Origin of the sequence: Streptomyces sp. NPDC005423 (assembly GCF_040606415.1) — a bacterium.
Taxonomy (GTDB): Bacteria; Actinomycetota; Actinomycetes; order Streptomycetales; family Streptomycetaceae; genus Streptomyces.
The window spans coordinates 1-20,889 of the sequence record NZ_JBEXET010000056.1 but is presented as its reverse complement, the minus strand read 5'-3'; the positions used below and the strand labels follow the sequence as shown (position 1 = coordinate 20,889).

Here is a 20,889-nt window from a genome sequence, read left to right as displayed (position 1 = left end):
TGAAGGGCATCACGGCATGACGTAGGCCCTGCCCGGACCGATACTGACCGTGGCCGTCGAAGGCTCTGCCCTGCGCACCGGGTGGCGGCGGCCCTTGCTCATTGTCGACGGACACTGACCCGGACGGGGTTATGTGACCTGCGCTGGTGTCTCAGGCCCGGGAGGTCTCAGGCTGCGCTGGACGGGACACGTTCGCCGCAGGTGGTTCGCGGAGCCGAAGAAGGAACAAGGCCGCGTAGCCCTCGGCGCGGTACCGATAGCCTGCGCGAATGAAGCGGATCCAGCGGGCCGCGGGAGCGGTCGTCGGCTCAGCGGTGGGTGACGCGCTGGGCGGCCCCTTCGAGTTCGGTCCCCAGGGAGCCTTCTCCGCGCGGTTTCCCACGCCTGGTGGCGGTGGCGAAATGTGCGGAGGCGGCGGCTGGGACCCGGGCGAGGCCACGGACGACACGCAGATGGCCGTCCTGGTCGCGGAGTCGCTGCTGGAGAGGGGCGAACTGGATCTGCCGGACATCTTCGCCCGCTTCCAGCGGTGGGCAGCATCGGAACCGAAGGACATCGGCTTGCAGACCGAAGACGTCCTGACCAACGGCATGCCCTGGGATCTCGCCGCCGCGATCCATTTCCAGGTCAACCGGCGAGCAGCGGGAAACGGCTCCCTGATGCGGGCATCGACCTCCGCGGTCCACTTCGCTGCCGCCGGCCAGGAAGCCACGATGGACGCGGCCCGCCGGATCGCTGCTCTGACCCACGGTGACCGCGCGGCGTGGGAAGGCACCGCGATCTTCCACGAACTCGTCCGCGTCACGTTCGAGGACACCGACCCCCTCGCCGCGCTCCCGGACATCCTGGCTCTTGTCCACCCCGACCACCGAGACCGTTGGGCCACCGTCCTCTCGCCTGACTGGCACCCCGAGCAGGCGACCGAGTTCAACGGTGCCGTCTGGCCCTGCCTGGGCTCCGCCGTCTGGGCCTTGCGCACGACCACCGGCTTCGAGGACGCGATACACGCGGCGATCGACCTCGGCGGTGACACGGACACCGTCGCCGCGGTGACCGGAGGCCTCGCGGGGGCGTACTACGGGCTGGATGCGATCCCCGCCCACTGGACCCAGCCGCTCCACGCCCCCTTCCGGGCTTCGACGGAAGGGTGCTGCACCTGGCAGATCTGCTCCACCTTGGACACCGCCTGGGAGGCTGAATCGGGTGCTGCTCGACGACGGCACCTCCCACGAACTCCAGCTCTCAGCCGCAGCCACCTGACCAGCGGCTCCGCAAGGAGGACGACTCGATCAGCTTCGACATCGAAACCGGGCACACGATGACCGTAACAAGCCCCAGAAAACACCAAGCCGCTCCTGCCCCCGCAACTCCCGCGCATCAGTGTCGTCGGGAACGGCGTCTCACGGGCGGGACTCCAGCATCTCCAGGGCGCCGGTCTGGGTGTCGTAGCTGCGCAGGGTGGTGAGCCGGGCCGACAGCGGGGGCGTCGGCAGCAGTTCGGAGATCCGCCGGTCAGCGAAGGCACCGGCCCGCCGGGTCCGGCCGAGGGTGATGTGCGGGCTCCAGCGCCCAGGTTCGTGGAAAGGGTTGAGGGTCCCGGACCGACTGTCCGAGGCCACCGCCTCCCACACCCGGCGGTGCCAGCCGGCCAGCGCGGAGTCGAGGTCCAGCGCCCAGGCCAACACCGAGGTGGGCCGCTCGAAACGGACCACGCCGGTGAACCGCACCGGCAGCGGCAGTACGGCGGCCACCTCGGCGAGCTCCCAGCGAATCGGGGCGGTCAGCTCCGGGCAGGCGGCAAGGGTGAGGTGCGGGCTGTTGGTCGGTGAGCGGTGGCTCGCCAGGCTGGGCAGCCCCGCGTCCGCGAGCCGCCGCCAGGCCTCCCGAACTGCTAGCTCCGCCGCCTCGTCCAACAGGAGCTCGACCGTGCGCACCTGTCCAGCCTATCGGCGATCGCCTACGGTTCTGCCGTCGGCCGGGCCGTCAGGCCGGGGGTCGACGGGGCCTGCGGTCGGTCTCCTCGACGGCGGTTTCCACCGCACGGACAGGAGGCGCTGCACTTCCACGTGACTTCGGCCGCTGTCAGGCCTCCGCCGGAGTCCACCTGCCGCTGCCGTTGTCCGGCGCACGGCTGGCCGGGGCGCTGGACCGCCTGGACGGAGATGCCGCCCGGCTCGTCGTAGGCCTGGTCGCTGTCCATGCCGTGCCCGCCGAGGAGGTCGCCCGCCTCGACCTCGCCGATGCCGCTTGGCCCGGCGGACCCCGGCGAAGCACCGCGTCGAGCACACCCACGCCTCCCATCTTGACGACCTGGGCGCCCTGTTTGTGGGCCGCCCAGACGGCAAAGAGGCACTCGGTGGCCCTTCCGCAGGTCGAGGGTTTGGTGCGCGGTGAGCTGGTTCCGGCGGCGGTACGGGTGGCTCTGGGGGCTGTGCCCTTCAGAAGCGGTTTCTCCAGACTCGTAGCACTCTTGCCTGGCCATGGTCGTCCAGGGTGACGACAAGGAGGCTGAGGAACGTGCCGAGTCCGGCTTCGACGCGGACCTCCCTGATCGCTGCCGTGTCACCGTTGACCAGCAGGACCTGCCAGTTGAAGCGCCCCATGCCGTGTCGCGCCGCGGCCTGTGCCTGCCAGCCCTCGACGATGGCCGTGCGGCCGATCCAGTCGGCCGTGTGCGGTCGTTGGTGGTATTCGGCGTCCCCCGTGAACAGGGCTTCGATGTCTCCGGCCTGACCGGTGCGCCAGGCGTAGATGTAGGCGCCGACCCAACGGTTCACCTGGACCTGGGTGAGCATGGCAGTCCTCCCGTCGGGGAGCCCCCCGGCAGGCTCCTCTCCTGACAGCCATTGGACGGCCGCGGCGGCATCGAGGGACACGACGTGACGTGCAGACCCGACGGCGTTTCCTGCCACCGTCCCCGACCTGGCCCACGACATCAGGCGTTCATTTGCGCGGGTTAAGATCACCGGAATCGCCCAGGGAGGGGCCGTACGCCGTGCAGGTCTACGAGTCACACTCGGCCGAGGAGTTGGAGCAGTACGCGGCCTCCTCGTTCGCACCCGCGCTCGCCGCCGTGCCCGAGGACTTTCACTGCCGCACCAGCCTGGCAGACCTGGGTGGCGGGATCGCGGCCGGGACGTTCACCACCCGCCCGCTGCGCATCCAGGCCACCCGTAAGGGCATAGCTCGTGGCGACGGGGCGGACACCTTGATGCTCTGCATCCACCTTTCCGGCGCCGGAACACTGGAACAGCACGGACGTGAGGCGTCCATCTCCCCCGGCACCGCTGTGCTCTTCGAGTCCGGCACGCCCTTCGACCTGAACTACTCCCGGACCGGCGAAAGTCTGACTCTGCAGATTCCCCGGGACCTGCTGCCGCTGCGCGGCAACGAGGTCTCCCAAGGACTCTCCCAGTCCATCCCGCTGAGTTCCCCGTCGCTGCAACTGCTGCGCCTGTACCTCGACCAGCTCCACAAGGTCGCGGGCAGTTTCTCCGCCCCGCAGCGCGGTGACGCCGCTCGCGCGGCCATCGACCTGCTCGCCATGACGCTGCGCGGCATGACGCCCTCCGTACAGGCCGACGACGTCCTGGTGGAGGTCCTGCGCGAGCACATCCGCGCCGGCCTGGGCGATCCGGCGCTGACGGTGGCCGAACTCGCCCGCCGCCACCACATCTCGGTGCGGCAGGTGCACGCGGTTTTCGCCAAAGCGGGCTCCACACCTGCGGATTTCATCCGCACGGAACGGCTGATCGCCGCCCGGCGACTGCTGGCCGACCCCGCCCAGCCCAGCCGTACGGTGGCCGCGATCGCCGCATCCGTCGGGTTCGCCGAACTGCGCACCTTCGAGCGCGCCTTCCGCCGCGAGCACGGCCTGACGCCCGCCCAGTGGCGCACCGACCTGCCGCGCACGGGCACGGGCACAGGCACAGGCACAGCGCAGGAGTAGCATCCGGCCCGGCCCCTCAGCTCTCTCCTCAGCCGGTCCCCGCGCACACCGTGGCGCCTCTGCCGTCGGCGGCAGTGAAGCATCGCCGACAGGGTCCGGACCGGTCCCCATCGCGGGAAGAACGTCCGCTCGCCACACGGGCACGTGGCGCCGGTTGCCTCCCGGCGACGGTAGGCCGCGTCCAGGAGCCACAGCACTACTGAGCAGGACACCGTCCTGCCGCCGCATGTCGGCACCGACCCGGGTCTTCCCCGGGGCGTCGTTGCCTATGGGCCTGCTCAACGCCCGTGCAGCGCGCCGCCGTTGCTCCTGCGGGCAGCGGCGGCGAGGAGATCGCGCAGAAATTGTCGTGTGCCCTGCCGATCAGGTCGTGTGAGCGGCACCCCGCCGCGCGGTCCACTGATGTCGTCCCGCTGACGTGGCGGGGACCAGACCCGCCACACTCCCCAAGGACGGTCTTCCATGACCCGATCACTCCTGCCCGCTCACCGGCTGCGCTGGGGCGCCGCCGCGTGGACCGTGGGCGTCGCGCAGTACTTCATCTGCCAGGTCGTCGTCGCGGCGCAGTGGAAGACCTCCTACAGCTGGACGCACAACTTCATCAGCGATCTGGGCAACACCGCCTGCGGGCCGTTCACCCTGCCGCACGGGCAGACGGCCTACGTGTGCTCCCCCGCGCACACCACCATGAACGTGTCGTTCGTCGTCTCCGGCATCCTGGCCGCCGTCGGGATGGTGCTCCTGCGCCCGCTGTGGGCCAAGCAGCGCACGGTCACCGTCGCCTACTGGTTGTGGCTCGCCTCGGCGGCCGGAAAGGTGCTGGTCGGCCTGGTGCCGGAGAACACCGACGTGGCCCTGCACACCTTGGGCGCGCTGAACATGCCCCTCAGCGGCCTGGCCGTTCTCCTGCTCAGCCGCCGCGTCGCCGGTGTGGGCCGGCCGTGGCGGCGCGCCGGTCTCGCGCTCGGCCGCGTGGGACTGATCGGCGCCACCCTGTCGATCACCGGGCAGTTCACCACGCACCTCCCCTGGGGCGCCGGCCTGTCCGAGCGCCTGGCCTCCTACCCCGCCAACGCCTGGATGCTGCTCATCGGCGCTCTTGCACTGACCCGCGCACGCTCCGTGGCCCCCGACCCAGAGGTCTCCGAACTCGTGGTGCCCTCCACCGCCGTGCCGACGCCTCACCCCACCGCGCAGAACAGTGCCCGCTGACCTGTCCTGCCCGGTGAACCCCGCCCCGGCCGCGGTTGCCGCGCCCTGCGGTGTCCGACCGACCATCGTCCCGTCCCGAAAGCAGGCCGTTCCTTGCTGTACCGCTATGGCACCTTCATCCACCGACGCGCCGGACTCGTCCTCGTCCTGGCAGCACTCGCCCTCACGCTCTGCACCGCCCTGGGCATCGGCGCGTTCGGGCAGCTGAAAGGAGGCGGCTTCAACGACCCCGACGCCGAGGCGACCCGCGCCGAACAGGTCATCGACACCCAGTTCGGTGGCCGCATCAACCTGGTCTTCCTGCTGCACGCCACCACCGGATCGATCGACGCCCCCGCCGCGACCCAGGCCGGCCGCACCCTGACCCGACACCTGGGCGGCGAACCGGACGTGGACGCGGTCGTGTCCTACTGGACGGCCAAAGCGCCGGCCCTGCGCTCCCACGACGGCTCGCAGGCCATGGTCGCCGTGCACGTCACCGGCGACGACGACGAGTCGACCACCCGTGCCAAGGCGCTGATCTCCCGGTACAGCGTCACCGGCGGCACCGTCACGGTCCAGGCCGGGGGCAGCGCCGCGGCCTCGGCCGACATCAACGACCAGGTCACCACCAGCCTGCTGCGCGCCGAGGCCATCGCCGTGCCGCTGACCACCATCCTGCTGCTCCTGGTCTTCGGCAGCGTGGTCGCCGCCCTGCTGCCGCTGCTGGTCGGCACCGTAGCGATCATGGGCACGTTCGCGGAACTGTTCGTGGTCGGCTCGGTGACCGACGTGTCCGTGTTCTCCATCAACATGACCACCGCGCTCGGGCTCGGCCTGGGCATCGACTACTCGCTGCTGCTGGTCAGCCGCTTCCGCGAACAACTGGCCCAGGGCCAGCCGGTGGCGGAGGCAGTGGCCGCCACCGTCGCCAGCGCCGGTCGCACCGTCCTGTTCGCCGCCGCCACCGTCGCCTCGGCCCTCACCGCTCTGTTGGTGTTCCCGCAGTACTTCCTGCGCTCCTTCGCCTACGCCGGCATCGGCGTCGTACTGATCTCCGCCGCCAGCGCTCTGCTGGTGCTCCCCGCCCTGCTCTCCGTCCTGGGTGCAAGGGTCAACAGCGGCAAGATCCCCTGGTCGGCCGCCGCCACCCGCGGCGGCGAGTCGAGGATCTGGCGCCGTACGACCACGGCCGTGCAGCGCCGCCCCGCCCGGTACGCGGTGCCCGCCGTCCTGCTCCTGCTGTTCCTGGCCGTCCCGCTCACGCACGCCGCACTGGGCACCCCCGACCAGGGCGTACTGCCCAAGAACACCGCCAGCCGACAGGTCAGCGACCACCTCTCGGCCGACTTCAGCGGCCAGGGTGACCAGCTCGACGTGGTCACCACCGCGGCCGTACCGCCCACCGCGCTGTCCGACTACGCCCGGACCCTGTCCCAGCTGTCCGGGGTGGCCGCCGTGGACAGCAGCGCCGGAAGCTATCGCGACCGGGCGCCCGCCGCCGCTTCCCTTGATCCCACCACCCTGGCGCGCCCGCACGCCCAGCGGATCGTGGTCTCCACCGACCTGACGGCCAAGTCCGCAGCGGCCCAGGACCTGGTGGCCAAGGTGCGCGCCGTGCCGTCGCCGGCCGAAGTCGGGGCTCTGGTCGGCGGCCCGGACGCCGACCTCGTCGACACCAGCGCCTCCATCGGCGACCACCTACCCTACGCCGCCCTGATCATCGTCGCCGGCACCCTGCTGCTGCTGTTCGCCTTCACCGGCAGCCTTCTGCAGCCGGTGCGGGCCCTGCTGTTCAACGCGCTGACCCTGTCGGCGACCACCGGTGTGCTGGTGTGGATGTTCCAGGACGGCCACGGGGCCGGGGCGCTGTCGTACACCGCCCGCCCGATGGACATGTCGATGCTGATCCTGTTCCTGTGCATCGCTTTCGGGCTCTCCATGGACTACGAGGTCTTCCTGATCAGCCGGATCAAGGAACTGCACGACCACGGCACGCCCACCGCCGACGCGGTCACCACCGGCCTGGCCCGCACCGGCCGCATCGTCTCCGCAGCCGCGGCCCTGCTCGCCGTCAGCCTGCTGGCCTTCGCCGCCGGGACCGTGAGCTTCCTGCAGATGTTCGGCATCGGCAGCGGACTGGCCATCGTGCTCGACGCCACGCTGGTACGCGCCGTGCTGCTGCCGGCCTTCATGCGGGCCTTCGGCGAAGCCAACTGGTACTGCCCCGCTCCCCTGCGCCGACTCCACCGGCGCATCGCCCTCGCCGAAGCCTGACCACAAGCCACCCCGCTCCGGCAACCCCATCCAGCTGCACACCGGAAGAAGAGGAACCTCTCATGCCCGACGTACTGGAAGTGACCACCCTCAGGCCCGCGCCCGGACTGACCGTGCAGGACTTCATCACCGCCAACGCCGACATCAACGACTACCTCCACCGGCAGCCCGGCTTCCAGTGGCGGCGCATCGCCCAGACCCAGGACGGCACCATCATCGACATCGTCGCCTACGACAGCATGGCCCACGCCCGTGCCGGTGCCGCCGGAATCACCGGCGTCATGGGCGGCTCACCCGTCCACGCGACCATCGACCACAGCAGCGTCGACTGGCAGCTCACCACCGTCCTGCAACACACCGGACAGCCCCAAGGCGCCCTCTGAGGCCGCCACTTCGGGACATGCGTGCTGCGCCCCCGAGCTCCTTGAGCCCGCGCGCCGACACACCACGGGGCAGCGGCCTCCCGCCGCGCCCCGGTTCCGTTCCACGACCGCCCACTCCACTTGCTACGACCACCCACCCCACTCCCTGGAGCACCTCATGACCACGCCCACCCCCTCCCCCCGCAAGATCGTCCTGGTGACCGGTGCGTCCAGCGGCATCGGCGAGGCCACCGCCCGACACCTGGCCGCAGTCGGACACCACGTCGTCCTCGGCGCCCGCCGCGTGGACCGCCTCGCCCTCCTGGTCAAGGAGCTGACCGAAGCCGGCCACAGCGCCGAGCACGCCGAACTCGACGTCACCCGCCTCGACAGCGTGACCTCCTTCGCCGACGCCGCTCTTGCCCGCCACGGACGGATCGACGTCCTGGTCAACAACGCCGGCGTGATGCCGTTGTCACCGCTCGACGCACTCCACGTCCAGGAGTGGAACCAGATGATCGACGTCAACCTGCGCGGAGTCCTGCACGGCATCGCCGCCGTCCTGCCCGCCATGCGCGAGCGCGGCGCGGGCCACATCGTCAACATCGCCTCCACCGCCGCCTACCGTGTCGACCCCACCGCGGCGGTCTACTGCGCCACCAAGTTCGCCGTGCGGGCCCTGTCCGAGGGGCTGCGCCAGGAGAACACCGCCGTACGGGTCACCGTCGTCAGCCCCGGCTTCACCCAGTCCGAACTCGCCGACCAGGGCGGCGACGTCCGGGCCCAGAGCGCCGCGCGCGCCGCCACCGAACAGATCGGTCTTCCCGCCTCCGCCATCGCCCAGGCGATCGGCTACGCGATCGCGCAGCCCGACGCCGTGGACGTCAGCGAGATCGTCGTCCGCCCCACCGTCCAGAACTGACCCCTCCGTCCGACCACCGCACCCCATGCCGCCCGCCTCGCCGGGCCGCCCCTTGGAGAACCGTGCACATCCCCGCTCGCGACCAGAAGTTCACCCTGACCATCGACGGCCTGCCCGTGGAAGGCGCCACCACCTTCGACGTCACCAACCCCGCCACCGGCCAGGTCCTGGCCGCCGCCCCGCAATGCTCCACCGATCAGCTCGACGAGGCCGTCGCCGCCGCCCGCACCGCCTTCCCCGCCTGGGCCGCCCTGCCCGTCGAGCGGCGCCGCCAGTACCTGCGGACGATGGCCGACACCATCGACACACACACCGAGATGCTCGCCGACCTGGTCGTCCAGGAGCAGGGCAAGCCCCGCGGCGTCGCGCGTACCGAAGTCGCCGGACTCGGCTACTGGCTGCGTGCGACCGCCGGCATCACCGTGCTGGACACCGTCAACCAGGACGACGAGGAACGCCGGTCGGTCACCCGGCAGGTGCCGCTGGGGGTCGTGGCGGCCATCACCCCGTGGAACTACCCGCTCGGACAAGCCTCGTTCAAGCTCGGACCGGCTCTGCTGGCCGGCAACACCGTAGTCCTCAAGCCCTCGGCGTTCACCCCGCTGGCCAACCTCAAACTCGGTGAGATCCTGCGCGACGTACTGCCCCCCGGCGTCCTGAACGTGATCACCGGCACCGGTGGGCTGGGCTCGCGCATCACGAGCCACCCCGGTTTCGACAAGATCAGCTTCACCGGGTCCACCCCGACCGGACGCAGCGTCATGGCCGGCGCCGCCACCACCATGGCCCGGGTCACCCTGGAACTGGGCGGCAACGACGCCGCGATCGTGCTGCCGGACGTGCACGTCAAGCAGGCCGCCGCCCAGCTGTTCTGGGCCGCCTTCGCCAACACCGGCCAGATCTGCCTGGCCACCAAACGCCTCTACGTGCACGCCGACGTCTACGACGACATGGCCCGCGAACTGGCCGACCTCGCTGCCACCGTCACCGTGGGCGACCCCGGCCAGGACGAGGACGTCGAACTGGGTCCGGTATCCAATCTGCGCCAGTACCGGACGGTCCTGGACCTGCTGCACGACTGCCGCGACCACGGCTACGCCTTCCTCAGCGGCGGCCTGCCCGACCCCGAGACCGCCGGCTACTTCATCCGGCCCACCCTGGTCGACAACCCTCCGGACAGCGCGCGCATCGTCCGCGAGGAGCAGTTCGGGCCCGTCCTGCCGCTGCTGAAGTACACGGACACCGCCGACGCCATCGCCCGCGCCAACGACAGCGAATACGGCCTGGGCGCCTCCGTCTGGGGCACCGACACCGAAGCCGCTCACCGCGTGGCCCAGCGGCTGCAGGCCGGAACGGTATGGGTCAACGAGTCGATGCACCTGCACCCCCACGTTCCCTTCGGCGGCCACAAGCAGTCAGGCATCGGCGTCGAAAGCGGCCTCGCCGGCGTCCTGGCCTTCACCAACACCCAGACCCTGACCGTCAAGCACACCCAGCCACAGGCATGAGCCCCGCGCCGGCCACACCGCCCCCGCGGCACACCGGCGGTGTGGTCCGCGACCGGCCCGGGCTCTCCCACCCTCCCGGCACACACCCCACTCCGATCAGACCGTCGGGGTGTTCGCCGGAGGCCGGCTCGCCCGGTTCGCGTCGGTCATGCCCCGCACCGGGCTCGTGGCGCGCCTCAGGAGAACTCGTAACCGGCGAAGTCGGCGATGCGCACGTACCCGATGCGCTGGTAGAGGGCATTGCTGGTGGGGTTGTCCGGGTCCGTGAACAGGACGACGTCCGTCGCGCCCGCGGCCAGCGCCGCCCGGCTCGCCTCGACCGTCACGGCGCCCGCGTAGCCGCGGCCCCGAAGGTGGGCCGGGGTGTAGACGGGGTCCACCCGGACCATGCCGCCGACGATCGAGGTCGCGGCAGCCATCGAGACGGGGGTGCCGTCCGGGGTCTCCCAGAACGTGAAGTGCCTGTCGCCGAAACGCGAGTCGTCCCAGGAGCCGACGTCGATCAAGTCGATGGAGCGCTGCTCCCCGACGTCGACACAGAACTCGCGGCACCAGCGCACGACTTGCTCACGGTCCTGCCCACCCGTAGTGCGGCCTCGGCCCTCCGGGCGCGGCTGCGGTGGGGTGAGCGTGCCGAGACGGTAGAGATGCGTCCGCCAGAAAGGCACCGGTGTCGCGCTCGTGTGCCGCTGCCACGACTCGGCGAAGGCGCCGGCAGTTTCCTGGTCCGCGATGACGTGGGAGGGCGAGCGGCCAAGGCGCGTCAGGCAAGTGGCGAGGGCGTCGGTCTGCTCGACGGAGAGGGGGGTGAGCCCCAGGCGGCCGCGCGGAGTGAGGTAGAAGATCGCGTGGACTTCGCCGTCTGCCTCCAGTCGGCCGAACACCGGTACTTCGGCCTCGTGTTGGGCCGCCCCGCGGATCCGCAGCTTCTCGATGTCCGTCAGCGGCGTGTTGTGCAGGGCGGGGCGCGAGCGCAGGAACTCCCCGGCTCGGGCGAGGAAGTCGTCGACGTCTTGGTTGAGGTGCCAGCCATCCGGGATCATGCTTCATGGTCCCGGATGTCCTCGGCTCGGGAGCAGGTGCTCAACGCCTTTCAGCCAGGCGACGAACTGCCCTGGTCAGCCGTAGGTGTCAGCGGCGGTACGGAGGGAGAGGCTGGACGGTCCGGTGGGGCGTCGGGGGTCGGGGGTCGGCGATCGAGCAGGCCGCACCCAGAAGCTGGACGACCGAAACTAGACGACTGGTCTATTCATGAGGTACGGTGGGCACCATGCCAGCCACCACAGCACGCAGTGCCGACACCCGTCGGAACATCCTCGACGCCGCCCAGCGGATCATGGCCCACAAGGGCTACTCAGCGGTCGGCCTCAACGAGGTGCTCGCGGAGGCCGGCGTACCGAAGGGGTCCTTCTACCATTATTTCTCCTCCAAGGACGCCTTCGGTGAAGCGCTGCTGAAGAGCTACTTCGACGCATACCTCGCCGACATGGACCGCGTACTCGCGCAGCCCTCCCAGTCCGCCGCCGAGCGCCTGATGGCGTACTGGCAGTTGTGGCGGGAAACGCAGAGCTTCGAGGAATGCCAGGGCAAGTGCCTCGCCGTGAAGCTCGGTGCCGAGGTCTCCGACCTCTCCGAGCCGATGCGGCTGGCCCTCAAGGAGGGAACGGGCGCGATCATCGACCGCCTTGAGCGCACCATCACCAGTGGCCTCACGGACGGATCGATCACGGTCGACGGCGCGCCCCGCGAAACGGCCCAGATCCTCTACGACATGTGGCTCGGTGCCAGCGTCATGGCCAAGATCCATCGAAGCCTCGAACCTCTCGAAGCCACCACCACGATGACCCGCCGACTCCTGCATCTGTAGGGGCAGTTCACGCCCGTCAGGGCAGTTCACACCCTCCTCGTCCGGCGGCCCGTCGGACGAGGAAATTCTTCTCGCCGGTCAAAATACGACTGGTCTACTTATAGGAGAGCACCATGAAGGTCCTGATCGTTCTCACCTCGCACGACGAGCTCGGCGACACCGGCCGCAAGACCGGGTTCTGGCTGGAGGAACTGGCCGCGCCCTACTACCACTTCAAGGACGCCGGCTGGGAGATCACCCTCGCTTCCCCCAAGGGCGGCCGGCCGCCGCTGGACCCCAAGAGCAACGAGCCGGGCTTCCAGACCGAGCAGACCCGTCGCTTCGAGACCGACACGGAAGCGACCGCGGCGCTCACGAACACCGTGCGCCTGGACTCCGTATCGGCGGCGGACTACGACACCGTCTTCTACCCCGGCGGCCACGGCCCGCTGTGGGACCTGGCCGAGGACACCGACTCCGCCCGCCTGATCGAGACGATCCTGCGCTCGGGCAAGCCGCTCGCCCTGGTCTGCCACGCCCCCGGCGTCCTGCGCCACGCGGTCAACGAGGACGGCACGCCGCTGGTCCGGGGCAAGAAGGTCACCGGGTTCACCAACTCGGAGGAGGAGGGCGTCGCCCTGACCGAGATCGTCCCCTTCCTCGTCGAGGACGAACTCAAGAGCCTCGGCGGCGTCTACTCCAAGATCGGCGACTGGCAGCCCTACGTCGTGCAGGACGGCCTCCTGATCACCGGACAGAACCCGGCGTCGTCGGGCCCGGCAGCCGAAGCCCTCATCAAGCTGACCAACACGGTGAACGCCTGAGCAGGCCGCCCGTCTCGCACCGGTACTCCCCTTGCCCGTTCGGGCCGGACGGTCTCCGCGCCGATCCGGCCCGAACGGCTACCGGTGACATCGATCGCCCCGCCGAGACTTCCGTTCGGGATCGCGACGAACAGCCACTGTGCGGCCTCCTCCCCCAAGGCGACCGCACGTATCAGGGCGGCGAAAGGGCCCGTGTCGGCGTTGCCCAAATACGCGGCGGGGGTTGTTGGTTGATCAGCCGGTCGGGGGCTGGGTGGCTGACGCGCAGGGCGATCAGACGCTGGTAGGGGTCGCTGCAGGGCACGTACTGTCCTCTTCGACGTCACCGGTCTCAGCGGTCGCGGTGCGGTGGGTGCGTTCGACGGCCTGGCCCCAGTACGTTCCGGCGATCATGAGCACGGCGCCGAGGGAGGCCCACACGGTGAGCCGTTCACCGCCGAGAGTGATGCCGATCGCGACGGCCCAGATCGGCTCGGTGCCCAGCAGCAGGCTGGCCCGGCTGGCGGAGGTGCGTTGCACGGCCCACGTCTGGGCTAGGAAGGCGAACACGCTGCAGAACAGGGCGAGATAGATCAGCTGCGACCACGTGGTGGCGCTGCTGTGGGCCAGGTCGGGCAGGTGCGTGAGGGCGGGCCCCAGGAACAGGGCCGAGCCTACGACGGTCTGGACCGTGGTGAGGTGGAGCGCGTCCATGGGGCTGCGGGCGGTGAGCCGTCCGACGAGCGCGACGTGCCCGGCCCGTACGACCGCGGCTACGAGCACCAGGGCGTCGCCGAGTCGCAGCGCGTGCAGTCCGGTGCTGGAGGTGAGCAGCCCGACGGCCACCACGCACAGGCCGGCGGCGGCGAAGAACGTCCAGGGCAGTCCGCGGCCGGCCGCGGTCCGGTCCAGCAGCGGCGTCAGCACAATGGTCAGGCTGATGATCACCCCGGCGTTGGCGGCGCTGGTGTGCGCGACCCCGTAGGTCTCCAGCGCCAGGACGGCCGCCTGTGTGACCCCCAGCAGCGACCCGGTGCGGACCTCGGCTCGGGTCCAGCGGCGCGCCCGGCGACGGGAGACGACCAGCGCTCCGCACGCGAGCGCGGAGATCGCGTACCGGGCGAACAGCACGCCGGTGACCGGGAGGGCACCGGTGGCCGTCTTGGCCGCCAGGTAACTGGAACCCCAGACCAGCGCGACAAGGAACAGCACTACATCGGTACGGCGAGCGACAGGCATACGCCCACGCTGCACCACCAGCATGTTGAAGACCAGCACCAGTCCCTAAAACAAAGCTGTAGCAGCCCTACACTGTCCGCATGGATGAGCGGCAACTCCAGATCCTGCGGGAGCTGGGAGAACTGGGCAGTGTCAGTGCGGTCGCCGAGGCCCTGCGCGTGACACCTTCCGCGATCTCCCAGCAGTTGCGCCTGTTGCAGCGCTCGATCCCCGTCCCGCTCACCGAGCGCGCCGGGCGCCGGGTGGTGCTGACCGAGGCCGGGCAAGCCCTGGCCCGCGCGGCCATCGAGGTGGAGACGGCCCTGGCCCGGGCACGGCACACCATCGCCGACTTCGCGGAGCAGCCCGACGGCGACGTCTCGCTGTCGGCGTTCCACAGCGCGGCCTCCGCGTTCTTCCCCCTGCTGCTGCGCGACCTCGCCGGACCGGGCCACCCACGACTGGCTTTCGCCGACGAAGATGTCGCCCAGGACCGCTTCCCCACCCTCACCCGCGACTACGACCTCGTTCTCGCCCACCGCCTCGATCACGGGCCGCCCTGGCCGAGCACCGTCACCGCCTGCACCCTCTTGCGGGAGCCGCTCGACGTCGCCCTGCCGGCCGGCCACCCGCTGGCCTCGAAGACGCTGCTCTCGCCCCACGACGTGGCGGACCAGCCCTGGATCACCGTCCACGACGGCTTCCCGCTCATGTCCACCATCGAAGCCATCGCCAGCGTCGCCAACCGCCGCCTCGACATCGTCCACCGCATCAACGAATCCGCCGTGGTCGCCGAGGTCGTAGCCGCCGGCGGCGGGCTGGCGCTGATGCCACGCTGGACGGCCCGCCAGCACCCGAACCTCGTCCTGCGGCCGCTGAGCGCGGTCCACGCCCGACGCCACATCGACGTCCTCCACCGACCGGAACGCACCGCACGACGGGCCGTCCGTACCGTCCTCGCCGAGTTGCGCCGCGCCGCCGAAGAGATCCAGAACCAGGACACCGACGCGCCTCACCCCGCTGCCGGCACCTCCGCGACCACATGAAACCGGTTTCGTACGGCGGGAGTTGGGGCCCCGCGTTCGACAGGTGGTCGCTCACGAATCACTGCGGCAGACCCGCGGGTTCGGCGAGGAAGTCCGCGTTGGCGTTCACATCGTGACCGAGCACGACCTCGTGGTGCGGGAGCGCGGTGAGCCGGGCGGTGACCGTCGCACGGGCCAGGTCGTCGCCGCCACCGCCGATACCGGGGGCGAGGCCGAAGTGGTCCGGGTAGCGGTCCTCCGTGGCGCCGCTCATGAAGTCGCCCTCACCGAGGGTCCGGTCCCCGTCGATCACGGCCGGCACGGCGGAGGGATCGATGCGGGCCGCATGCCGAACCAGGTGTCGAACTGGTCGGGGAACACCTGCACCTTCCTCTCCCGCTTGCCGCCCGGCTCCCACAGCGGCTCACGTCGGCCGGCCAGAAGTGCGTCGGTGACGTCGCGGTGCTGCGTGGGGTGGAGCTGCTCGCCCGCCTGGAGCCTTGCGCGTACGACGTCGAACAGGCCGAGCGCGTCGAGCAGGCCCAGCCCGAGGGCCGCCGCCGGCGGCCACGGCAGGACCCGCGGTTCACCGCCGACCACCTTGACGAACACCCTTTCGTTGGCGTGCAGTTGGGCGCCCCGGCCGGCCAGCAACAGCGCCGTGGTGGTCTTGCCCGCCCCCTTGGAGCCGAAGGTAAGCAGGACTTGGCCGTCGTGGACGACACCGGAGGCGTGCAGGAACGTCCACCCGCCCCGCAGCAGGGCCGCCCGGATCATCTCCCGCGCGATCCGCGCCGATGCCAGCGCCGGCGCTTCGGACGTCCGTCCGGCGATGGTGACGTGGCCACCGAACTGCTCGGAGCGGTAGGCCAGTCCCTCTTCCGGCGAGACGCCCGTGATGGTGCCCGTACTGTCCCGGGCGAGCGGCAACCGGGCCTTGGCGTAGGCGACTTCGGCGTGCGGGCAGGTGGTGACCAGGTTGAGCAGGCGGTCGTACGTCTTGTCGTCGAGGTCGGCCCTGACGAGCGGGCCGGCGCAGACGCTGCTCACGGGGACCTCGAAAGCGTTCCACCAGGAACCGAAGTAGCGGTCCCGGGTGGGTTCGTTCTCCCCGCGACACACCTCGGCCATCGTGATCGAGCGCGAACTCGCCGACCCGGTTGACGCCTTCGTGGTGCGCCCCCAGCGGCGAGTACGGCGGCGGAAACCCGGCGCGTCCAAGGTTTCCTGAAGCCTTGACTCCAGTCCGGGCGCGCGCAGCCGTCGATCCGTGAGTGCGGGTGGTCACCGCGACGCTTCGATGGCTGTGCTCATACCCCGTGACTCGGCTACGGCTGCCGCCGCGCGTACCAGCGCGGCCACGCCGCGGCTGCGGGAGCGCTCCGGCCAGGCGATGACCAGGGCTGCGGGAGGACAGTCCTCGATGGGGACGTAGGTCACCCCGGGCCGGGGGTATCTGGCGGCGACGGACCTCGGGAGCACGGTCGTCGTCGTGCCGAGGCCGATGAGGGCGAGCAGTTGGGCGAGATCGTGTACGCCGTGCTCGTTGATGTCGCGCTCTGCCCGTTCGTCGATTCCTTCGGCTGCGATACCGAGGTCGGCGAGCAGTACCCGGGAGGCGGGCGCGAGCGCATGGCCCGTGGGCAGCGCCGCGACGCGCGGCTCCAGCGCGACGACGTCCGCGTCGATGCCGTCAAGGTCGTAGGGCTCGAACATCAGCGCCGCGTCGGCCTCGCCGGTGCGCAGTAGTCGGGTGTGCTCGCGCCAGCCGCACAGGCGTACGGCGATGGGTTCCGCGTCGGGTTCGATGGCCGCTGCGGCGAGGAGGTCCGCCAGCAGGCCCCCGTCGGCGTCCGCCTTGACGGCGAGCAGCAGGCTGCGATTCGGTGCCGAGGCCCGCGCGGTACGGCGGACCGCCGCGTCGAGTGCCTCAAGGACGGGCTGCACCTGTGCGAGGAGCACCGCGCCGGGCTCGGTCAGCTCCACCACTCGGGTAGAGCGCTCGAAGAGGCGTACGCCGGTCTCGGCTTCCAGCTTGCGGATCGCGCGGGACAGCGCGGGGCCGGCGATGCCGAGCCGACCGGCGGCGCGGGTGAAGCTGCGTTCCTCCGCCACGGCGACGAAGTACCGCAGCGGTCGGGACTCCACTGCCATGAGCCTCATATTACGACCGGTTGGGCATCGTTATTGGTGCCTCTTTGTTCATAGTCGGTGCTGCATCGGTCATTCCCGCAGGGTGCTCCCTGACCGCACTCTGATGCCGTCGCCAGGCGGACGGCCTGCGGTGGAATGGAGAGGGAGCAATGCGAGGAATCAGCGTTGAGCGCTTCGGGCAGGCCCCGGAGCTCAGGAAGTTGCCCGTGCCCGAGCCCGGCACCGGCCAAGTGCAGGTCGCGATCGAGGCGGCGGCGGTCAACCCGCTCGACATGGCCATCGCCTCGGGTGCGCTGGCGGCGTTCGGAGAGTACCGGTTCCCCTTGACGCTCGGTATGGACGGTGCCGGCACCGTGACCGCGATCGGCGATGGCGTCACACAGTTCCGCGTGGGGGAACGGGTCTTCGGCCAGTTCTGGGACCAACCGTTGCAGTTCGGTACCTTCGCGGAGGTCTGCGTGGTGCAGGCGGCGCCCGTGCTCGGCGCACTGGCAGCCGTGCCCGACATGATGCCCGCTGATGTGGCCGCCGCACTGCCGACCTCCGGCATGACCGCGCTCGGCGTCCTCGACCATATGCAAGTGCCTGAGGGCGGAACACTTCTCGTCGTCGGCGCGACGGGGGGCGTGGGTACCTTCGCGGTGCAAGCCGCCACTGCCCGCGGCATCGGGGTTGTCGCGACGGCGTCTGCCGAACTTGCCGAGGAGCTGCGAGGGCTCGGTGCCAGTGAGATCGTCCCGCGTGGAATCGAGCCCCTGGAGCAGGCGCTGCGCAGGATCGTGCCCGAGGGTGTCGACGCGATCCTCGATCTCGTCGGCGACCCCTTGCTCACGAGCAGAGTGGCCGGCGCTGTGAGGGACGGCGGCGCCCTGTTCTCGACCGCCTTCGGCCTCGACGACCCACTTCTCGGCGACAAGCGTATCCGCACCGCGAACTACCAACTCGATCGCAAGCCCGAGCGGCTCGCGGAGCTGACGGAGCTCGTCATGGCCGGCACACTCCGGTCCGTCATCGGCGCGGAAGTCCCCCTTGAGGAGGCGCCGCGAGCCCTCGCAGGCGAGGTAGGGGTGACGGGGCTGCGTGGCAAGACAGTGCTGCGGGTGAGCTGAGCTTGTTCAGACAACGAGCCCGGAACAGCGACGAAGATCTGGAACTGCCGCTGCTTGAAAGTCAGTTGGCAGGTGACTTACATCGCTGGCGCGGCACAGCGGTCTGTCGCAGTCGAGCGTGGCCCGCAAGTGCCACCAGGCCTTGGTGCGGCAGGCCGCCGCGCAGAGGCGGCGCGGGCGCCCGACGCCTTCGGGTAGCTGAGCGCCGCACTGGCCGCACCGCCGGATGTTCCGCCTCTCGATGTTCCCGTGGGCCCGCCGTGCGGAACCGCGGCGGGCCCACGCAGAGGACGCGGCCGGTTGTCGGCGGGGATACAGGGCGAGGGGGTCAGGAGACCGGCGGGGCCAAGTAGTCGCCGTGCTCCAGGTCATCGAGAAGTGTCGGGTGGATGGGGGCCCAGCCGAGCAGCTCCTGTGTGTGAGTACTGGTGACGGGCGCGTCGAAGCCGTAGACCCGGGCCATGAACGGGCTGACGTAGTGCCCCGCCGCCTCGTCGGGTGTCAGTGAAACCGTCGGCAGGTCCAGGCCCCGGGCGATGGCCTGCGCGATGCTCTTCATGGTGACGCCGCTTTCGGCTGTTCCGTGCAGCACACCGCCCGCCGGAGCCTTCTCCAGCGCCAGGCGGAACAGGGCCGCGGCGTCAGACCGGTGCACCGCGGGCCAACGGTTGGCGCCGTCGCCGACGTAGGCCGAGACGCCGGTCTTTCGTGCGGTGGCGATGAGCATGGGGATGAAGCCGTGGTCCTCAGGGCCGTGGACGGTAGGAGCGAGGCGGACCACGCTGGCGCGTACTCCCCGGGCCGCGAAGTCCAGACAGGCTCGCTCGCCCGCGATGCGGAAGGCGGCGATCCCGGTCGCGTCGGGTTCGTCGCTCTCGGTGGTTACCCGGCCGGCGGGCATGACCAGCGTGCCCGAGGTGACGACAAGCGGTTTGCCCGAGTGTTCCAACGGCCGGCCGAGGGTCTCGATCGCGGTCCGGTCACGCCTCATCATGTCGTCGAGGTCGGAGAAGTCCCCGCCGTAGGCCATGTGCAGCACGCCGTCGGCGGCTTCGGCGCCACGGCGCAGGCTGTCGAGGTCGTCAAGGGAACCGTGGTGGGGCGTGGCGCCCAGCGCCTCAAGCCGGGTGGCGGCGGCAACAGAGCGCGCCAGACCAGTGACGGCGTGACCGGCCGCGATCAGCTCGGCGACAACGGCGGGGCCGGTCTGGCCAGAGCCACCAGTGACGAAGATGTGCATGGAACGCTCTTCCTGTGGGTGTCTGCACCGGGTCCGGTGCGGGTGAGGCGGACATGGGCCGCCTTCGAGGGCGGCGGCGCAGCAAGGCTGTGGGGGCCTGCGAGGGGGAACGGTGACGTCGCTCGTCTCGACGACGTTCGGAACGAAAGGTCTGAAGCGCTGCAAATAGCGGCGAGACGGTTACGATAACGCCAGTCGCTGGCGTTAAGTAGCGCCAGTCACTGACTGTACGTAGCGCCAGTGACTGGCGTCAAGCGACTTCGGTCACTGGCGTATGCGGTATCTTCTGGGGGTGCCACGAAGCGGAGCAGAAGCGCGCCGCCGCCTCCAACAGGCGGCTCTGGAGCTGTACCGCGAGCGCGGGTTCGACCAGACCACCACCGCCGAGATCGCCGCCCGGGCAGGCGTCAACGAGCGCACGTTCTTCCGGCACTTCCCGGACAAGCGCGAGGTGCTCTTCGACGGCGAAGCCGATCTGCGGGCCGCGCTGACGCAGGAGGTCGCCGACGCCCCTGACGGCCTACAGCCACTCGGCATACTGCTGCACGCCTTCCAAAAGGCCGGACGGATCCTTGAGGACAACCGCCCCTTCTCCGAGCCACGGCTGGCACTCATCGCCAAGACCCCGGCCCTCCGAGAACGCGACTTGGCCAAGGCGGCAGCCCTCACCGAAGCCCTGGCTGAAGCCCTACGTCAGCGCCAAGTCCCCGACCGGCTGGCCGGCCTGGCCGCACAGACCGGCTGGGCCGCCTTCCACCACGCCGCGCAAGCCTGGATCGATGACCCCGAACGGAGCTTGGAGGCACATCTCCTCCAAGCTTTCGACGATCTGCACGCGCTCTCCGCCTCCGTACCGCCGGCGGAGGCGCGGCCTCGAAACTGAGGCGCGGCCCCGCTCGGCCGCCGACCACGGGTCGGCAGCGCGCACAGGCCTGCGGTTCCTCACTCCTGCGACGAGCGGGCGTCGGGTCTCGCCGCTGTCGACGCGTCGGCAAGCAACTCACGGATTCAGACGCGACGGAGGAAGCCGCCGCAAGGCAGGCAGGCAGCGTAACCGGTGGCCAAGGCACGTTGGGGGCCTACCCGACGGCCGCGCGAACGGCTCCTGGCGCGGGGCTCCCCCGGTTTCGGCTCGCCTCATGTGGACCGCGTTCGTCAGCGGACTGAAAGGCTCGCAGCCGTGACACGCGAGAGGGGCGGGGGGCGGCGCGGGCGGCCCCCCAGCGGCGGGGGGGGGCTGAGTTGTACGGGGGCGAGAACCAGGGGGGGGCGGAGGGGAGGCGGG

The 20,889-nt window shown here is 70.5% G+C and carries 19 protein-coding genes and 1 pseudogene; 12 read left to right on the top strand and 8 right to left on the bottom strand.

Translation table 11 applies throughout. The annotated features are described in order from the left end of the window. Window positions 1–269: 269 nt before the first annotated feature. A pseudogene (locus tag ABZT12_RS35020) lies at window positions 270–1,198 on the top strand (ADP-ribosylglycohydrolase family protein). A 202-nt stretch (window positions 1,199–1,400) separates the two neighbouring features. Here ABZT12_RS35020 and ABZT12_RS35015 read toward each other — a convergent pair. Both ABZT12_RS35015 and ABZT12_RS35010 read right to left on the bottom strand, forming a co-directional pair. Further along, window positions 1,401–1,934 carry a 2'-5' RNA ligase family protein gene (locus ABZT12_RS35015; protein WP_356392476.1) on the bottom strand — a complete coding sequence of 178 codons (534 nt, stop codon included), beginning with the start codon at window positions 1,932–1,934 and terminating at the stop codon, window positions 1,401–1,403. A 504-nt stretch (window positions 1,935–2,438) separates the two neighbouring features. Then, window positions 2,439–2,795: a nuclear transport factor 2 family protein gene (locus ABZT12_RS35010; protein WP_356392473.1), complete on the bottom strand. Its 357-nt coding sequence runs from the start codon at window positions 2,793–2,795 to the stop codon at window positions 2,439–2,441. A 200-nt stretch (window positions 2,796–2,995) separates the two neighbouring features. Between ABZT12_RS35010 and ABZT12_RS35005 the strand changes: the two genes are divergently transcribed. From ABZT12_RS35005 to ABZT12_RS34980, 6 genes are all read left to right on the top strand, one after another. Further along, window positions 2,996–3,949, top strand: a complete 954-nt coding sequence (locus ABZT12_RS35005; RefSeq protein ID WP_356392470.1) for a helix-turn-helix domain-containing protein — start codon at window positions 2,996–2,998, stop codon at window positions 3,947–3,949. Between the two features lie 462 nt (window positions 3,950–4,411). Further along, window positions 4,412–5,161, top strand: a complete 750-nt coding sequence (locus tag ABZT12_RS35000; protein WP_356392468.1) for a DUF998 domain-containing protein — start codon at window positions 4,412–4,414, stop codon at window positions 5,159–5,161. A gap of 93 nt (window positions 5,162–5,254) precedes the next feature. Then, window positions 5,255–7,417, top strand: coding sequence for an MMPL family transporter (locus ABZT12_RS34995; RefSeq protein WP_356392464.1), 2,163 nt, complete (start codon window positions 5,255–5,257; stop codon window positions 7,415–7,417). A gap of 62 nt (window positions 7,418–7,479) precedes the next feature. Next, window positions 7,480–7,800: a hypothetical protein gene (locus ABZT12_RS34990; RefSeq protein ID WP_356392461.1), complete on the top strand. Its 321-nt coding sequence runs from the start codon at window positions 7,480–7,482 to the stop codon at window positions 7,798–7,800. A 157-nt stretch (window positions 7,801–7,957) separates the two neighbouring features. After that, window positions 7,958–8,701: an SDR family oxidoreductase gene (locus ABZT12_RS34985; protein ID WP_356392458.1), complete on the top strand. Its 744-nt coding sequence runs from the start codon at window positions 7,958–7,960 to the stop codon at window positions 8,699–8,701. Between the two features lie 62 nt (window positions 8,702–8,763). Continuing rightward, window positions 8,764–10,209: an aldehyde dehydrogenase family protein gene (locus ABZT12_RS34980; protein ID WP_356392455.1), complete on the top strand. Its 1,446-nt coding sequence runs from the start codon at window positions 8,764–8,766 to the stop codon at window positions 10,207–10,209. Between the two features lie 176 nt (window positions 10,210–10,385). Here ABZT12_RS34980 and ABZT12_RS34975 read toward each other — a convergent pair whose 3' ends face one another. Further along, window positions 10,386–11,252 (bottom strand): GNAT family N-acetyltransferase, encoded by an 867-nt coding sequence (locus ABZT12_RS34975; protein ID WP_356392452.1) that lies wholly within the window; start codon window positions 11,250–11,252, stop codon window positions 10,386–10,388. A gap of 227 nt (window positions 11,253–11,479) precedes the next feature. Here ABZT12_RS34975 and ABZT12_RS34970 point away from each other — a divergent pair, with 227 nt between their 5' ends. Together ABZT12_RS34970 and ABZT12_RS34965 are read left to right on the top strand one after the other, a co-directional pair. Then, the gene (locus tag ABZT12_RS34970) at window positions 11,480–12,076 is read left to right on the top strand and encodes a TetR/AcrR family transcriptional regulator (RefSeq protein WP_356392449.1); all 597 of its coding nucleotides are present in this window, start codon (window positions 11,480–11,482) and stop codon (window positions 12,074–12,076) included. Window positions 12,077–12,189: 113 nt separating this feature from the next. Beyond that, on the top strand, window positions 12,190–12,879 hold the full coding sequence (locus ABZT12_RS34965) for a type 1 glutamine amidotransferase domain-containing protein (RefSeq protein WP_356392446.1): 690 nt from the start codon (window positions 12,190–12,192) through the stop codon (window positions 12,877–12,879). 273 nt (window positions 12,880–13,152) lie between these two features. Here ABZT12_RS34965 and ABZT12_RS34960 read toward each other — a convergent pair whose 3' ends face one another. Then, a complete protein-coding gene (locus ABZT12_RS34960) occupies window positions 13,153–14,097 on the bottom strand; it encodes a DMT family transporter (RefSeq protein WP_356392443.1) in 945 nt (314 codons plus the stop codon). 80 nt (window positions 14,098–14,177) lie between these two features. Here ABZT12_RS34960 and ABZT12_RS34955 point away from each other — a divergent pair, with 80 nt between their 5' ends. After that, window positions 14,178–15,122 (top strand): LysR family transcriptional regulator, encoded by a 945-nt coding sequence (locus ABZT12_RS34955; protein ID WP_356392440.1) that lies wholly within the window; start codon window positions 14,178–14,180, stop codon window positions 15,120–15,122. A 58-nt stretch (window positions 15,123–15,180) separates the two neighbouring features. Here the strand turns inward: ABZT12_RS34955 and ABZT12_RS34950 are convergent, their stop codons facing one another. The 3 genes from ABZT12_RS34950 to ABZT12_RS34940 form a co-directional block, all read right to left on the bottom strand. Then, window positions 15,181–15,423: a hypothetical protein gene (locus ABZT12_RS34950; RefSeq protein ID WP_356392437.1), complete on the bottom strand. Its 243-nt coding sequence runs from the start codon at window positions 15,421–15,423 to the stop codon at window positions 15,181–15,183. Next, complete coding sequence (locus ABZT12_RS34945) at window positions 15,411–16,232, bottom strand: hypothetical protein (protein ID WP_356392434.1); 822 nt, start codon at window positions 16,230–16,232, stop codon at window positions 15,411–15,413. Before ABZT12_RS34945 ends, ABZT12_RS34950 begins: the two co-directional genes overlap by 13 nt. A 153-nt stretch (window positions 16,233–16,385) precedes the next feature. Beyond that, the gene (locus tag ABZT12_RS34940) at window positions 16,386–17,255 is read right to left on the bottom strand and encodes a LysR family transcriptional regulator (protein WP_356392431.1); all 870 of its coding nucleotides are present in this window, start codon (window positions 17,253–17,255) and stop codon (window positions 16,386–16,388) included. Between the two features lie 149 nt (window positions 17,256–17,404). Here ABZT12_RS34940 and ABZT12_RS34935 point away from each other — a divergent pair, with 149 nt between their 5' ends. Beyond that, on the top strand, window positions 17,405–18,364 hold the full coding sequence (locus tag ABZT12_RS34935; protein WP_356392428.1) for an NADP-dependent oxidoreductase: 960 nt from the start codon (window positions 17,405–17,407) through the stop codon (window positions 18,362–18,364). A gap of 328 nt (window positions 18,365–18,692) precedes the next feature. Here the strand turns inward: ABZT12_RS34935 and ABZT12_RS34930 are convergent, their stop codons facing one another. Continuing rightward, window positions 18,693–19,604: an SDR family oxidoreductase gene (locus ABZT12_RS34930; protein WP_356392425.1), complete on the bottom strand. Its 912-nt coding sequence runs from the start codon at window positions 19,602–19,604 to the stop codon at window positions 18,693–18,695. A 292-nt stretch (window positions 19,605–19,896) separates the two neighbouring features. On the opposite strand from ABZT12_RS34930, the gene ABZT12_RS34925 reads away from it, so the two are divergent. Further along, a complete protein-coding gene (locus ABZT12_RS34925) occupies window positions 19,897–20,487 on the top strand; it encodes a TetR family transcriptional regulator (RefSeq protein ID WP_356392422.1) in 591 nt (196 codons plus the stop codon). Window positions 20,488–20,889 lie beyond the last annotated feature (402 nt).

Excerpts from the sequence above, each read along its gene's own strand:
- ABZT12_RS34940 (WP_356392431.1), bottom strand. The coding sequence starts at position 17,255 with ATGGCAGTGGAGTCCCGACCGCTGCGGTACTTCGTCGCCGTGGCGGAG.
- ABZT12_RS34965 (WP_356392446.1), top strand. The coding sequence starts at position 12,190 with ATGAAGGTCCTGATCGTTCTCACCTCGCACGACGAGCTCGGCGACACC.
- ABZT12_RS34930 (WP_356392425.1), bottom strand. The coding sequence starts at position 19,604 with ATGCACATCTTCGTCACTGGTGGCTCTGGCCAGACCGGCCCCGCCGTT.
- ABZT12_RS34945 (WP_356392434.1), bottom strand. The coding sequence starts at position 16,232 with ATGGCCGAGGTGTGTCGCGGGGAGAACGAACCCACCCGGGACCGCTAC.
- ABZT12_RS34975 (WP_356392452.1), bottom strand. The coding sequence starts at position 11,252 with ATGATCCCGGATGGCTGGCACCTCAACCAAGACGTCGACGACTTCCTC.
- ABZT12_RS35010 (WP_356392473.1), bottom strand. The coding sequence starts at position 2,795 with ATGCTCACCCAGGTCCAGGTGAACCGTTGGGTCGGCGCCTACATCTAC.
- ABZT12_RS34935 (WP_356392428.1), top strand. The coding sequence starts at position 17,405 with ATGCGAGGAATCAGCGTTGAGCGCTTCGGGCAGGCCCCGGAGCTCAGG.
- ABZT12_RS34985 (WP_356392458.1), top strand. The coding sequence starts at position 7,958 with ATGACCACGCCCACCCCCTCCCCCCGCAAGATCGTCCTGGTGACCGGT.
- ABZT12_RS34990 (WP_356392461.1), top strand. The coding sequence starts at position 7,480 with ATGCCCGACGTACTGGAAGTGACCACCCTCAGGCCCGCGCCCGGACTG.
- ABZT12_RS34970 (WP_356392449.1), top strand. The coding sequence starts at position 11,480 with ATGCCAGCCACCACAGCACGCAGTGCCGACACCCGTCGGAACATCCTC.
- ABZT12_RS34955 (WP_356392440.1), top strand. The coding sequence starts at position 14,178 with ATGGATGAGCGGCAACTCCAGATCCTGCGGGAGCTGGGAGAACTGGGC.
- ABZT12_RS35000 (WP_356392468.1), top strand. The coding sequence starts at position 4,412 with ATGACCCGATCACTCCTGCCCGCTCACCGGCTGCGCTGGGGCGCCGCC.
- ABZT12_RS34960 (WP_356392443.1), bottom strand. The coding sequence starts at position 14,097 with ATGCCTGTCGCTCGCCGTACCGATGTAGTGCTGTTCCTTGTCGCGCTG.